Source organism: Streptomyces sp. NPDC058008 (assembly GCF_042886395.1).
GTDB lineage: Bacteria > Actinomycetota > Actinomycetes > Streptomycetales > Streptomycetaceae > Streptomyces.
Genome location: NZ_JBHVQX010000060.1, coordinates 1 through 13,060, shown reverse-complemented (window position 1 = coordinate 13,060; position 13,060 = coordinate 1). Strand labels below are relative to the sequence as shown.

11 protein-coding genes, 1 tRNA gene and 1 pseudogene are annotated in these 13,060 nt (G+C 65.1%); 4 read left to right on the top strand and 9 right to left on the bottom strand.

What is annotated here, in order from left to right; genetic code table 11:
* Positions 1-280: 280 nt before the first annotated feature.
* Both ACFVS9_RS33895 and ACFVS9_RS33890 read right to left on the bottom strand, forming a co-directional pair.
* A complete protein-coding gene (locus tag ACFVS9_RS33895) occupies positions 281-1,162 on the bottom strand; it encodes a hypothetical protein (protein ID WP_389938810.1) in 882 nt (293 codons plus the stop codon).
* A 2-nt stretch (positions 1,163-1,164) separates the two neighbouring features.
* Positions 1,165-1,686, bottom strand: coding sequence for an SLATT domain-containing protein (locus tag ACFVS9_RS33890; RefSeq protein WP_109917026.1), 522 nt, complete (start codon positions 1,684-1,686; stop codon positions 1,165-1,167).
* Positions 1,687-2,489: 803 nt separating this feature from the next.
* Between ACFVS9_RS33890 and ACFVS9_RS33885 the strand changes: the two genes are divergently transcribed.
* A complete protein-coding gene (locus ACFVS9_RS33885; RefSeq protein WP_389938807.1) occupies positions 2,490-3,437 on the top strand; it encodes a DUF4365 domain-containing protein in 948 nt (315 codons plus the stop codon).
* Between the two features lie 672 nt (positions 3,438-4,109).
* Here the strand turns inward: ACFVS9_RS33885 and ACFVS9_RS33880 are convergent.
* The 5 genes from ACFVS9_RS33880 to ACFVS9_RS33860 all read right to left on the bottom strand — a co-directional run bounded on the left by ACFVS9_RS33880 (position 4,110) and on the right by ACFVS9_RS33860 (position 9,251).
* A complete protein-coding gene (locus ACFVS9_RS33880; RefSeq protein ID WP_389938804.1) occupies positions 4,110-4,439 on the bottom strand; it encodes a MazG-like family protein in 330 nt (109 codons plus the stop codon).
* Positions 4,440-4,466: 27 nt separating this feature from the next.
* Positions 4,467-5,789, bottom strand: a complete 1,323-nt coding sequence (locus ACFVS9_RS33875) for a UDP-glucose dehydrogenase family protein (protein ID WP_389938802.1) — start codon at positions 5,787-5,789, stop codon at positions 4,467-4,469.
* 106 nt (positions 5,790-5,895) lie between these two features.
* Positions 5,896-7,128, bottom strand: a complete 1,233-nt coding sequence (locus tag ACFVS9_RS33870) for a hypothetical protein (protein ID WP_389938799.1) — start codon at positions 7,126-7,128, stop codon at positions 5,896-5,898.
* A 391-nt stretch (positions 7,129-7,519) separates the two neighbouring features.
* Positions 7,520-7,843 (bottom strand): hypothetical protein, encoded by a 324-nt coding sequence (locus ACFVS9_RS33865; RefSeq protein ID WP_389938796.1) that lies wholly within the window; start codon positions 7,841-7,843, stop codon positions 7,520-7,522.
* Positions 7,844-8,021: 178 nt separating this feature from the next.
* Entirely contained in the window at positions 8,022-9,251 is a 1,230-nt protein-coding gene (locus ACFVS9_RS33860; RefSeq protein WP_389938813.1) for a helix-turn-helix domain-containing protein, read from the bottom strand.
* A gap of 403 nt (positions 9,252-9,654) precedes the next feature.
* Here ACFVS9_RS33860 and ACFVS9_RS33855 point away from each other — a divergent pair, with 403 nt between their 5' ends.
* Entirely contained in the window at positions 9,655-9,948 is a 294-nt protein-coding gene (locus tag ACFVS9_RS33855) for a hypothetical protein (protein ID WP_389938793.1), read from the top strand.
* 7 nt (positions 9,949-9,955) lie between these two features.
* Here the strand turns inward: ACFVS9_RS33855 and ACFVS9_RS33850 are convergent.
* Both ACFVS9_RS33850 and ACFVS9_RS33845 read right to left on the bottom strand, forming a co-directional pair.
* Positions 9,956-11,027, bottom strand: a pseudogene (locus ACFVS9_RS33850) (IS630 family transposase).
* Positions 11,028-11,218: 191 nt separating this feature from the next.
* Positions 11,219-11,292, bottom strand: a tRNA-Gly gene (locus ACFVS9_RS33845).
* A gap of 465 nt (positions 11,293-11,757) precedes the next feature.
* Between ACFVS9_RS33845 and dcd the strand changes: the two genes are divergently transcribed.
* Positions 11,758-12,333: a dCTP deaminase gene (dcd, locus tag ACFVS9_RS33840; protein WP_099173424.1), complete on the top strand. Its 576-nt coding sequence runs from the start codon at positions 11,758-11,760 to the stop codon at positions 12,331-12,333.
* A 6-nt stretch (positions 12,334-12,339) separates the two neighbouring features.
* Positions 12,340-12,840: a phosphoribosyltransferase gene (locus ACFVS9_RS33835; protein WP_389938790.1), complete on the top strand. Its 501-nt coding sequence runs from the start codon at positions 12,340-12,342 to the stop codon at positions 12,838-12,840.
* Positions 12,841-13,060: the final 220 nt, after the last annotated feature.

Sequence of the window (13,060 nt, the reverse complement as noted above, 5' to 3'; positions counted from 1 at the left end):
TTGGTTTACCCCCTCTTCCGTGGCCCCCGCCCCCCCCCCGCGCCCGGCCCCCCCCCCCCACACTTCGAGGTTAGGAATCACTGTCGCCGAGGTCGCACTGCGCCAGCCGAAACCGGTCGCCCTGCTGACGTCCGACAGCGATGGCATAGGTGCCCATGTACGCCCCTGTCCGGCGCGGTTGATTTCAGCAGCGGATGTCAGAGACCTTCTGATCAGTAGCTCTGGAGAGTCCGGTCGCTGGAGGTCATGCAGGTTGCCGTAAAGAGCGATGCGGGAGTTGTCACCCATACGTAGGGAAGTCATTGCCCAGGATGATCCGCCAGAGACGGATAGCTTCACGGTGGTCGCCCCGTTTCTCAGCGGCCAATGCCAAGTCCGCTCTATCCCGAGCACTCTTCAGGCTGTCATTTGCGGCATCCTTGCTCGCCCAACTCAAGTAGGTGGAAAGGTCGCCGCTAAACCCGGCGGGGTCCTGTACGGAGAGATTGTAAAGGTTGTAGTCGAAGAACAATCGCAGCGCTGCCCTTGAGTTGTTTCCCAGAGTTCCGTACGTCCGCACAACCAACATCTCAAGATGGAAGGAGGAGAGACGCGAGCTGTGTGCCTTATTCCATTTCTTGGCGAACCGGATGACTCTCTTGAGGTTACCGCCCAAGGCGTTGTTGCGATCGTCGAGGTATGTCTCGTGTTTATTGGGATTGGTGGTCAACCAGTTGTTACCCGCACCATCAGGGATGCCGAAATCGCCACTTGTGTATTTTTCGACCGGAGCCACGTCCACGCTCAAGCCGTCGGCGTAGAAGAACCGCACAGCCTGACCACGAGCGCCAACCTTGCGTACGGGCGAGTTTTCCTTAAGCACCTTCCGCACCCGATACAGAAACTCGGAGGAGTTTTCTCGGTATCTTCGGTTCCACAAGTCCTGGTCGACATGCATATGGACCATGAGGTCAATGTCATCGACAGGATTGCAAGCGGTGTTCCGCCCGAGCGAGCCGATGATCTTGTGGGACTGATAGCGGATGTCGTTACCGGCAGGAAATGCTGCCTTTATGACGTTCACGACTGCATCTCGGCGTCCGTAGACCTTGGTCCGGGTGGCAGATGAGGGCTTCGTCTCGAGGTCGAACTCGTTGAACGCGGCCACGGTGGTCGTTGCCATTTTTACTCTCCCTCGTCCGTGGCGTAGCTCTGGCCACCGCCGCTGATGTTCTTGCTGGACTTTTTGTAGGCCAGGCGGCCCGGTGGGTCTGACGTCTTGTTGAGCTCATCCCGAGTGTTGGTGAGGTTGCGCAACGTGTCTCGCGCGTCCTCGCGGCTCATATCGACCAGGTCGATCGCGAGAAACTGTCGGGCGGCTGTCTGCAACTGAAGGTAGGCGTTCGCCGACGCCTGCGCCTGTGTCATACGACGCGACGCGTTCACGGTGGTCAGGGTGGCGCTGAACGCGGCCGAGATAAGGGCCAACACCCCGGGCCAGATACCGAGGTTGCCACCGAGGGCAGTTCCGCCAGAGATAGCGGCAAGCGCTGCTGCCGGGACACCGAGCATTAGGTTGATGAGCCGCCACAACTTGGCCTGCTCGAACTGTCCTTGAGCACTCCACAACGCACTCTCGTGGATGCGGTCGGCTTCTTGCGCGATGCCCCTGTGCGACTCAGGGAGGCCGCTGGGAATCAGTGACACGAACACCTCATTGGGTCAGGAACCGCGTAGCAGTGGGAATGGGGCAGCTGGGGTAACCGGCCAGTGTAGGCAGGTGGGTTCACGGTGGGCCAGCGGTGTGCATGTGGTGTGACGTTTTGCCATGGCCGCCAGCGTGCAGCATGCTCAGCCGCTCAGAACCAGCCTGAGGGAGGGCGGGCGGTCGAGCGGCCGACCTACGGACCTCCACTGCGGGACCGGTGAAGCGACCGTATGCGACCCCTCCGGCGTGAGGGCCACCCACCCACATCACGAACTCATCGCCGGCCGCCAGCTCACTCACGTAGCGAACTACGGTCCGCGAGCTCAGAACGTGGCCGTCGCGGCGGTGCCCTTCAAGGTCAAACTTTTTCGGGGTGCAGCTCAGAAGCCAGGTGGACACACATCCCCCAGGGTGACTCCGGTGATGGGGTCACTCTAGAAGGCGGCACTGACAAGGCAGTCGAGTTGCCACTTGACACGAACTACAGTCACGAGGGTCACTGAGGTCACTCGACCTGGTCGCGGCAACGGTGGTGACTGAGATAGATCAGCTGGGGTTGCGGCGGTTGCTGTACCGCACGGTCGCTGACGACCACCTCAAGAGTGCAGGTCGATACTTGGCGACGACCGCAACAAGAGCGGGACGCCCCGGTCGGTCCCGGGCAGCGGGCGGCCCCGCCCAACTAGTCTCCGAGGAGTTTCGGAGATCGCAACTTCCCAGACCAGACCGTCGTTATCGTGGATGCGACCTTGGGGGGAGCATGGCACGGGTTAGGCCAAACCGCCGCATCGAGCGAGCTGGCGTGAACGCTGTTCGGACGCTGCTAGAAGATCATAACCACATTGTCCAAGAGATCGAAGGCGGTAATGACCACGGCGAGGATTTGCATGTCCTCCTGACGAGAGACGGGCGCCGAACCGGGCACGTTCTCGCTATCCAGGTGAAGTCCGGTAGGAAATATAAGCGCGCCAAGGGCTATAGTATTCCGATCGAGGATCATTACGAGGACTGGAAAAATAGCAAGATCCCCGTTGTGGGTATTGTCTATGATCTCGAAATGAGGAAACTTTATTGGGTAAACCTGACGGCTGCGCTCGAAAACGCCAAGGGTGTCGTCAAGCGCGTAAGTATCCCTCAAGCCTCCCTTCTGAATTCGGGGGCTATCCCTGATTTTATCTCCGCGATTGAGTCTTACATCGACTCGACCGGCATGCGGCTGCGGGAATTCACGCTAGAGGAAGCATTTGCCGCAGTTTCTCGGGCGCTGGACGGCCTTGATCCCAACAATGTACCCAACCCGCTCTTCGAGGGATGGGCAGAGCTGCTATTTCGTCACGAGCACCGGGCAAAGCGGGTCGCGCGGTTCATACTTCAGACTTGCCCCCTTTTTCTGCTTGCTAGCCTGCTGGTGTATGAGTGGCCCTATCAGGTGCGTTACGTAAAAAATTACACGGATCTTAGTCCCGTCCTTACTGTAGGAAGCCTGTACATTTTTATCTCTTGGATGACGCTTACGATCTTCTTTGAGTTGCGCGCAGGGCGCCGCCCGGAGGAGACAGGGAACTGGCTGATCGCTGTTTGCGGACTCTACCTATGGATCCCCGTGATGGATGATGAAGGAAGAGGGTCAGAATGGATGGGTGAGGCGTTAGTGGTTTCTAGTGTGCTGATTTCTCATTTTGGTTTGCTCACCCTGTTGACATTTTATATCAAGCGCGAAGTGGCTAGAAAGAAGCGTCGCTCTACATAGCAAAACGGTGGCCCAAAGCCTCATGTTGGCAACATCTGAACTGAGAGGACAAGAATGTCGGTGGTCACCCCCGGCGCCCATCTCTATCCTTCGGCGGATCGGCGGTGCTTCCTCTGCAACCAGGATTTTGTGGAAGCTCACCCTGTAGTGATGTGGGTCGGTTCGGGCGTCCCTATTTATCTTCACGGACGACGATGTGCCAGTTCGTTTGTTCTCAGGCTTGCACGTGACGCCTTGAAGGTCGAGCACTCGCTTAAGGGCGATGTCCAGTCCGCATCGCCGGAGCTCTGACGCCCTGGGCCGCGACTGCTCGGCTCTGCCTGGGTCGAAGGTGGTCGGGATGGGAGCCCACAAAGCTCACCACGAATCCGCTGGCACTCGCGTACGGCGCCCCTCCCATCCCGGAGTCTGAGCGCCCCGCCGGAGGCATCATCTTGAAGCCGCGGGCTTGGTTCTCGTCTCATGCCCTCCGGGCCTATCTCTCGTGGGCGCGCGTCGGCGGCGGCAGCGCCGAGCGGGCCGGAGGCAGGAGCGCGGGCGCAACCAAAGCCGGGTGCCTTGATGAAGTAGGGAAAGATCTACCACGCTGAAGACGGGCACTGCGTGGGTCGTGCCCGAACATGGCCGTCGACCGCACCTGGTGGGAGCGGCCGACGGCGGGTCCGGAGATTGTCAGGCAGATGCGGCGGCCTTACGGCCCCTACGTGTGCGGTGGTGGAGAACTTCGTCGAAGGTGGCGCGGGTGCCCGTGGGGTCGATGTAGTGCATGGCCAGGAGGGCTGCAATGACAGCGCCGACCAGGTCGTTCTGGACTTCGGACCAGGCGTGGTCGTCGCCGCAGGTGGTGAGGCCCTTCAGGCCGTGGAGGGCATGCATCGCCTCGCCGGCTTCCTCTGCGACCTTGCCGACCTGGAGGGCTTTGAGCTCCTCGTCGGGCAGGTGGGCGCCGGCCGCTCGGCAGACGGCGGAGAGCTTCTCGATGTTGTCCCACAGGGTGTCCACGGCGGACCTCCGATTTGATGGGTTCGGTTATTCCTGTGCGGGTCGTCCGAGCTGGCGTACGGTCCATCCGGCCATGCGCCAGGCGTCGGCGTCGATGAGGTTGCGGAGGTCGACGAGGACCGGGTCCGCGACCAGTGGGGCGAGGGCCTTGGGGTCGGCCTCTCGGAAGTGGGGCCACTCGGTGGCCAGGATGATTAGTTGGGCGCCCTGGACGGAGTTGTCGAGGGCTTCGGCGTAGTCGAGCTCCGGGTGCCGGCGCAGCGCGGTGGGCACGGCGTGTGGGTCGTGGACGGTGACGGTGGCGCCGCGCTGGTGCATGAGGGCGGCGATCGCCAGGGCCGGGGATTCGCGGACGTCGTCGGTTCCGGCCTTGAAGGAAGCGCCCCAGACGGTGATGCGTGCGCCGTCGACGGGTCGGCCGAGCGTCTGCTCGATGAGCTTCAGCGCTGCAGTGGGGCGGGATTCGTTGACCTCCTCCGCCGCGCGCAGCATGGTCGCTGCCTCGGCGGCACCCAGGGTGCGGGCGGAGGCGGTGAAGGCGCGGACATCCTTCGGGAGGCACCCGCCTCCGTAGCCGGGTCCGGCGTTGAGGCCGCCGCGGCCGATACGGGGGTCGAGGCCGATGGCCTCGGTGAGCTGCTGGACGTCGGCTCCGGCGGTGGTGCACATGTCGGCGACGCCGTTGATGAAGGAGATCTTCATGCCGAGGTAGGCGTTGGCGGCGCCCTTGATGAGTTCGGCGGTCGCGGGGTCGGTGACGAACAGCGGGATCCCGTTCGCCAGGAGAGGTGCGTAAACCTGGCGTACGGCGTCCTCCGCGCGGGCCGAGGGGACGCCGACGACGATCCGTTCGGGTCGCAGGGTGTCGTCGATGGCGTGGCCCTCGCGGAGGAACTCCGGGTTCCAGACGACCTCCACGTCTTCACCCGCCGGGGAGAGACGCGCGAGGAGTGCGCCGAGGTCGCGTGAGGTGCCGACGGTGACCGTGGACTTGCCGATGACCACTGCCGGGCGGGTTAGGTGCGGGGCGAGGGCGCGGGCGGCGCCGAAGACCTGTCCGGTGTCGTAGCTGCGTCCGTCCGCGTCGATCGGCGTACCCACGGCGAGGAAGTGGACGTCCGCGAACTCGGCCGCCTCTTCGAGGCTGGTGGTGAACCGCAGGCGTCCAGTGGCGGTGTGGGTGGCGAGGAGTTCGGGCAGGCCGTCCTCGTAGATGGGGCACTCGCCGGCGTTGAGGCGGTCGATCTTCGCCTGGTCCAGGTCCACGCCGATGACCTCGTGGCCGATCTCGGCCATGGCAGCGGCGTGGGGGATGCCCAGGTGACCGCAGCCGATGACGGATACGCGCATGGGTCGACGCTCCTTTCCTAGCCTTTCGACCGCCCGAGGAGTCCGGGCCGGCCGGGTGCGTCACGCTAGCGCCACCACCCGGCGCAACCCTCTTCGTGCAGGTGAATCAACCAGTGTGCTGCTTCAGGAGATTGACCAGTGCGGGCAACGCCTCAGCGGCGGTTGCCCGGCACACCAGGTCACTGTCCTGAGGCCCCTCCAGCGGGTACGGCATGAACTGGCCGTCGTGCCAGAAGCCCTCCGGGTCCAGGTAGACGATCTGCATGCCGCGAGCACGAGCGCGAGCCTGGACCTTGCGTCGGTCGGCGTGCAGGCCGACAACGAGGAGTGCCTTGGCACCGTCGACCCACTCGACGTCGGGTACGGCTTGGTCGTAGCGGCGCATGAAGCACTCGTCGAGCCCGGCCCGCGCGGCGAGCACGTCGAAGTTGTTGGTGATGACCGGACCGACGAGGTGCCCGGCGTCCTTCAGTTCCTTCAGTGCCCACATGGCTGGGGTCGGCTCGGCCAAGAAGCAGGCACGGAACATCTCTACGAATTCCGCCGTCTTCTCCTCCGGCTCCGTCAGCACCTCATGGAGGAGTGTGTCCGCTGTCGGGGAGAGGGTGAAGCGGTGTTCCCGCGGCTCGTGGCCCTGGCGGTCGGTGACCCGGTAGATCTCGTGGAGCCGGTGCAGGGGCGGGATGCCCGCCTCGACCGACGTACCGCATCCGATCCCCACCTGGAACGGTCGCAGGTTCGCGAGGGCGGATAGGTCCGGTACGTGGGTCGGCGTGCCGGGGCGGTCTTTGAACCGGATTCCGGTGGAGAGCACGTTCCACGGCAGTTGCCGGACAGCGGGCGGCGGTGCGTAGGACACAGAGGCGATCTGCACGTCCAGGCTCCGGTAGCCGGCTGGGAGGGTGCGGCCCGCAGAGGCGTCCTGGGGGTGGACCTCGTGCTCGGTGATCCGGCACTTCAGATCCCGTCGGGTCCATAAGAATCCACCGGGAGCCTCCCTCCAGCCGCCAGCGGCGAGCGAATCGCACAGGGCGTCGTGGTGCGCGGCGACCTCGTCGGCCGGGGCGGACGCGGAGTGATAGAGGTACAGGTCGGTCAAGCCGATGGCCGGCGCAGCCGTGGTGGGCACCAGTCCGTACCGGTAGCGGTAGTGGATGATCCGCCGCCGTGCGTCGTGGGAGGCCGCCCAGCCGGACTGGCCGGCGGTGGCCTTCTCCTGGGTGCGGCGCCAGATGCCTTCCTCGACGTAGCGGGGGCGGTCGGCGTCGCCGAAGTACGTCTTCCAGACCTGCTGCTGGTCGGGGACGAGCTGGTCGATGACGATGTACGGGATGTCCATGATCCCTCCCTGGGGAATCACGCGTGGATGTTCCAGATGGCTGACGAGGTGCAGGCCGTCCCGCCCCGGGCAGCCGAAGCCGCGCTGGGCGGGGCGGTTCTTCAGCGCCGCTCGACGAGAGAGCAGCGTGGGAGGCTCCGGTGGTCGAGCACGGGCAGACGGCGGCGGTGCAGGGAGCGGCCTCAGCGGTCGGAGGGCAGGCTCGCGTCCGGTGCGTCGGCGGTGGAGCGATGGACGGCTCCTTCAAGGAGCGGGGCGGCGTGCTCACGCAGTGCCCAGGCCGGGCCGACCAGGCCGGCGACGGCCAGGAACGTGAGCGCGATTCGGCACCCGTGGTCGGCCCGTGCGGTTGTGGACGCGGCGATTCGGGCATGGCGGCGCCGCGCCCCGGTCACGAGGTGCCGCCGAGGGCGCGTTCGTGTGCATCCAAGAGACGGCTGGTCTGCGCGTACAACCGCTCCAGCTCCGCCGTGGTGAGGATGAGCGCGCCGTCGAGGGTCGTCCCTTCATCGAAGTGGAACTCGACGGGGACCGAGCCTTGCCGGGCCCTCGGGTCGTAGACCGCGTCCTGGCCGGCCAGCAGCGTGGCGTGGGTGGCCTGCACCGGCACGGGCCTGAGCGTCCTCCCGTCGGCGGGCGCGGACCACTGGGTCCCGCCCCCGGGCGGGCGCAGGTGGTAGGTCGTGGCGGAGCCCTCACCGGGGAGAGCGACCACGACCCCCACACGGTCCTCGCGGGCGCTGTCGGTGGCGAGGTCGCCAAGCCGGGGAACGAAGGGAGCTGCGGTACCTAATTCGTATCCCTGCGAGGGAAGGTGGGGAGAACGTCGTCGCGTCATGCCCTGAAGTTAGGGACAGGGCAACCCTCGAATATGAGCCGGAGGAATACGACCCCTATCCGTCCAGGTGAAAGCGGTCGGACATGCGCCGCAGCTTCTCCCGCGTGGCTGCTCGTTCCGCGTAGACGATGCTGCGAAGCGTCGAGCGGGCGATGGGGTGGTTCCGTACGAGCTGGGGCGCGATCCGCTCAGCCGTCTCCAACTCGGTCAGGGCCTTTCCCCGGTTCCCATCCCACAACCAGGCTCGCGCGACATCCATGTGGTGGTGTCCCTGACGGGAGTTGGGCAGCGAACCCACCAGTCCCGGGCTGGTACGGCGGTTTATTTCCAGCGCCTTCCCCTGCTTGCCCATTTCCAGGGCCACGCTGATCGCGTGGATCTGTACGTTCCCGGCGGAGAACGTCAGCGAATGCCGGTCGTACACCGGTGCCCCGACATACGCGTCCATGCGCTCGGCAGCAGCCTTCGCGTGTCCGATCCGGTCCTCGGCCTCCGAGGCGCGGCCGGCTCGGGCGGCAGAGACCGCGGCCCGTAGCTGCAGCGTGCCCCAGGCCCGCACGGCCAGCGGCTCGCCACGGTCGTACTCCTGCTCCACCGAGGTGATCGCCTTGTCCGAGAGCGTCAGAGCGTCGGCCCAGTCAGCCGTTGCCCACATGTCCCAGACCCTCATCCAGTCGGCGACGGCGGGCAGCACCGGATCTCCCGACAACCTGGCTGACCATGCGGCCCGCTCGCAGGCCATGGCAACCAGTTCGGGGTGGCCCAGGGAGTGGGCGGCGGTGTGTGCGAACTTGCAGCACACGGCGTAGATGGCATACGCCTCCTCCCGCTCGTGCCCCTCCGACTCTTCCGCCAGGGCACGCGCCTCGCGGAACAGGTCCGGGAGAACCCGGAGAATCGCCACGTTGGAGGCGGTGTCCCGCAGGCGGTGCAGCCGGGTTACCTCATGCCACAGCTGTGATGCGGGCCGCGGAGCCCCGTCGAAGACGGGGACGAGGTCGTAGCGGCGCAGCTCGCGCAGGATCGACGAGGCGGCAACCTGCCACTGGTTGTCGTCGGGGGAGCTGCTGTACGGGCGCCCGATCAGGTCGTTCGGATGGACGTGCAGCTCTGCGGCCACCTGGTTGAGTAGCCCGACCCGGTCGAGCTCGATCAGGCCACGTTCCATCTTCGAGACCCAGCCCTGCGACTTCCCCAGGGCCGTCGCCAGGTCGGCCTGCGGCATACCCAACCGCAGCCTCGCCCTGCGGACGCGCTTGCCGATCTCCTCGGCTTCCTCCAGCATCAGGACACCTCCCGGCCGCCGGACGATCCGGCGCGATCGCCGGTCTGTCCGTACAGAGTTCGTCTCCAGCACGGTACCCATGACGCGGCTTGCGCGTGAGACGAGCTGCATGGACAGGGCTGCCACGCCGTGTCCTTGGTTTGTCGTTAGGGACCAACACGAGGCAGGCGAACTTTTGCATTACCGGCGACCGGCTCGTCCGAGCCAGGTGCCGAGTCCTCCGCCGTTGCTGCTCTACGGCAGCGGATCATGTTGATGAGGAACACCGCACGTCGCATTTTGCCGGAGGCAGCCAGTGACCGTCATGACTGTCTTGCACCCGGGATCCATGGGCGCGGCGTTCACCGCCGAGCTAGTGCCGCATCAAGCAACCTTCGCCCTGTCAGGCTGACATGCTGTTGGTGTGCTTGAGTACTTGCTTGCGACCGATGACGACGATTTCCTCGGGCCGGTGCGCTGGGATAGGTGTCCGGATGTGCTTCAGCCAAGGGGCTGGGGGGCGGTGCCGGTGGCTGGCGATGGCGACTACCGGATCGCTGTCGAGGGCATGGAGATTGAGTTCGCATGGGAAATGCCCGGCCTTCAGGCCACGGTTCACGGCACATCAGACGAGCCCAGGGTTGAGGAGCTGGTGGCTACGATCGCGCGCCAGGTCGGAACCGAGCTCGCGGTGCGAGTCCGGGTAGTCCCGCTCTAGCGCCGCTTCAGGCGACGTTGGCCTGGTTGACTACGGTTCGCAGTTGCTGGTCGCGGGTGTGGTGTTTTCGCCAGATGATGTAACGGCGGATCATGCTGCCCTGCTCCTTGTGGCTGGCGTGGTCGGTGCCGTCGAGGGTGAAGTAGCGCAGGGCGGTGAACTGCGCTTCGATGCGGTTGAGCCAGGAGGAGTACGTCGGGGTGTAGGCGATCTCGACGTTGTTCGCGTCCGCCCACGTCGCGACCCGTTGGCACCGCTTCGTGGTCAGGTGCGGGGAGTAGTTGTCGCAGATGATGGCGATTCGCACCGTCGCTGGGTGCAAGGAGCGCAGGTAGCGGCAGAGCTCCAGGAACTTCGCGCGGTTCTTGGTTTTCTTGATGTGACCATAGAGCTGGTCTTTACCCAGGTCGTAGGCGGCGAACAGGTGTCGGACTCCGTGCGGGCGGGTGTAGGTCGCCCGCCGCCGCGGCCGGGGGGGCCTTGTGCCGGCCACCGAGTTCGGCCCACTGGCGTCCGGGGTGGGGCTGGAGGTTGAGCGGGCCGAATTCATCCATGCAGAAGATGATCTCGGGCTCGCCGTCCTCGGGTATGACCTCGCCGTCGGCGATGGCGTAGAGGTGCTCGACACGGGCCTTCTTCTGCGCGTAGTCCGGGTCTTTCGAGGTCTTCCAGGTCTTCACGCGTTGAAAGGAGGCGCCTTCCTCGCGGAGCAGGATGCGCTGGCCCTCGTGGCTGATGTCGTCGATCACCCCCTCGGCGACCAGGAAGTCGGCCAGCTTGACCAGACTCCAGGTCGAGAAGGGCAGATTATGCTCGGCTGGTTTGGACTTGGCGATCTTCTTGATCTCCCGGCGCTCGGGCAGGATGAACGTCTTTGGCCGGCCGCCTCTGTACTTCGGGTAGAGCGATGCGAACCCGTCGGTGTCGAGATTGTGGATCACGTCCCGGACCCAGTCCGCACTGGTGAACGTAACCTCGGCAATCTTCACCACGGGCATGCTCTGCGCGGACAGCAGCACCATCTGGGCCCGGCGCCAGGTCACCACTGACCCTGTGCCGCGGCGGACGATCCGCAACAACCGCTGGCCTTCATCGTCATCGATTTCACGGACGCGTACTCCGGCCTTAGTTGTCGCGCTGCGATCTGGACGCCATCTGCCCCTTCGGCTGTGGATCGATGTGGGCGACTTGGGTCACGCGAAGGGCACGCCGCCCCTCAAGAGGTCTAGACAACAGCAAAGCCCCGGGCCGCTGGCCTGGGGCTTTTTTATGGAGCGGGTGACGAGAATCGAACTCGCGCTCTGAGCTTGGGAAGCTCATGTTCTACCATTAAACTACACCCGCGAAGCGCGCCGGTGACCGGCTGTGCATCGTTCCACACTGTACCCCATCGCAGACCCCCGGTGCGTTCGCCGCGGGGTCCGTCCGGCGTTCCGGGGGGTGGACGCGGCTGTCGGCCGCGGGAGTTGGGGGCGTAGCGTGGGTGGGCGGAGTGCCGCCTGGAGTGGCGTCCTGTTCATCCCCTAATGTGGCGGTCTCGTCCAAGGCTGGTTGGGGAAGGGACTTGATGGAGTCGATGGAGCGCACCGTCGTCCGCTGTGCCGCAGGGCACGTGTTTACCGCCTCTTCGTTCCCGATGCAGCAGCTCGGGTCCGAGCGGATCGGGCCCGGGCGGCTGATCCGCTGTCCGCGCTGTGCTCGGTTGCGGCAGGCCGTTCCGGTGGCGTTCGAGGAGCGCTAGAGCGGTGACGCAGGCGCGCGGGGCGGTCCGGTTGGGGTCGGCTCGCGCGTTCTGCGTATCCTCGGTGCGTGCTTCTCTCAGATAAGGACCTCCGGGCCGAGATCGATGCCGGGCGGGTTCGCATTGACCCGTTCGACGCTTCGATGGTGCAGCCCTCGAGCATCGATGTGCGGCTTGACCGCTACTTCCGGGTGTTCGAGAACCACCGCTATCCGCATATCGATCCCGCCGTCGAGCAGGTGGATCTGACACGTCAGGTCGAGCCGGACGGTGACGAGGCGTTCATCCTGCACCCCGGGGAGTTCGTCCTGGCCTCGACGTACGAGGTCATCTCGCTCCCCGACGATCTCGCGTCGCGGCTGGAGGGGAAGAGCTCGCTCGGGCGGCTGGGGCTGGTGACGCATTCCACCGCCGGGTTCATCGACCCCGGTTTCTCCGGTCATGTCACCCTTGAGCTGTCGAATCTGGCGACGTTGCCGATAAAGCTCTGGCCGGGAATGAAGATCGGGCAGCTGTGCATGTTCCGGCTGACCTCGTCCTCCGAATTCCCGTACGGATCCGAGCGGTACGGATCGCGTTATCAGGGTCAGCGCGGGCCGACCGCTTCGCGTTCCTTCATGAATTTCCATCGGACTCAGGTGTGATACGGCATGGCTGGTGAGATGCGGGAGAATCTGACGTACGACGCCTTCGGGCACGCCGTGCGTGAACTGGCGCAGACGGTCGCCGACGACGGCTACGAGCCGGACGTCGTGCTGAGCATCGCGCGGGGTGGAGTCTTCGTCGCCGGCGGTCTGGCGTACGCCCTGGACTGCAAGAACATCCACCTGGTGAACGTGGAGTTCTACACCGGGGTGGGGACCACCCTGGACATGCCCGTGATGCTGGCGCCCGTTCCCAACGCCATCGACTTCACGCGCAAGAAGGTCCTGATCGCCGATGACGTCGCCGATACCGGCAAGACGCTGAAGCTGGTGCGTGATTTCTGTATCGACCATGTGGCCGAGGTGCGCAGCGCGGTCATCTACGAGAAGCCGCAATCGCTCGTGAAATGCGAGTACGTGTGGAAGAAGACCGATCAGTGGATCAACTTCCCGTGGAGTGTGGAGAAGCCCGTCGTACGTCGTGACGGCCAGGTTCTCGACTCGTAGGAGCCCGGCAGCGGGACGCAGGCATGGCTCTCGGAGCCCCCGGTCGCCAGGACAGGGCGGGGCGGGGACAGAGCAGGACAGAGTGGAAGCAGGACAGGGCGCGGACGTGGGAGGGGCCCCCGGGGGGCCGCAACCCGGGCCCCCCCCCCCCGCGGGGGTACGAAAAGTGCGCGCGGTTTTTTTTTGTTACAATGGGAAATAAGGTTAACGGGGGCGCCCC

Excerpts from the sequence above, each read along its gene's own strand:
- ACFVS9_RS33895 (WP_389938810.1), bottom strand. The coding sequence starts at position 1,162 with ATGGCAACGACCACCGTGGCCGCGTTCAACGAGTTCGACCTCGAGACG.
- ACFVS9_RS33875 (WP_389938802.1), bottom strand. The coding sequence starts at position 5,789 with ATGCGCGTATCCGTCATCGGCTGCGGTCACCTGGGCATCCCCCACGCC.
- ACFVS9_RS33870 (WP_389938799.1), bottom strand. The coding sequence starts at position 7,128 with ATGGACATCCCGTACATCGTCATCGACCAGCTCGTCCCCGACCAGCAG.
- ACFVS9_RS33860 (WP_389938813.1), bottom strand. The coding sequence starts at position 9,251 with ATGCTGGAGGAAGCCGAGGAGATCGGCAAGCGCGTCCGCAGGGCGAGG.
- ACFVS9_RS33835 (WP_389938790.1), top strand. The coding sequence starts at position 12,340 with ATGGCTGGTGAGATGCGGGAGAATCTGACGTACGACGCCTTCGGGCAC.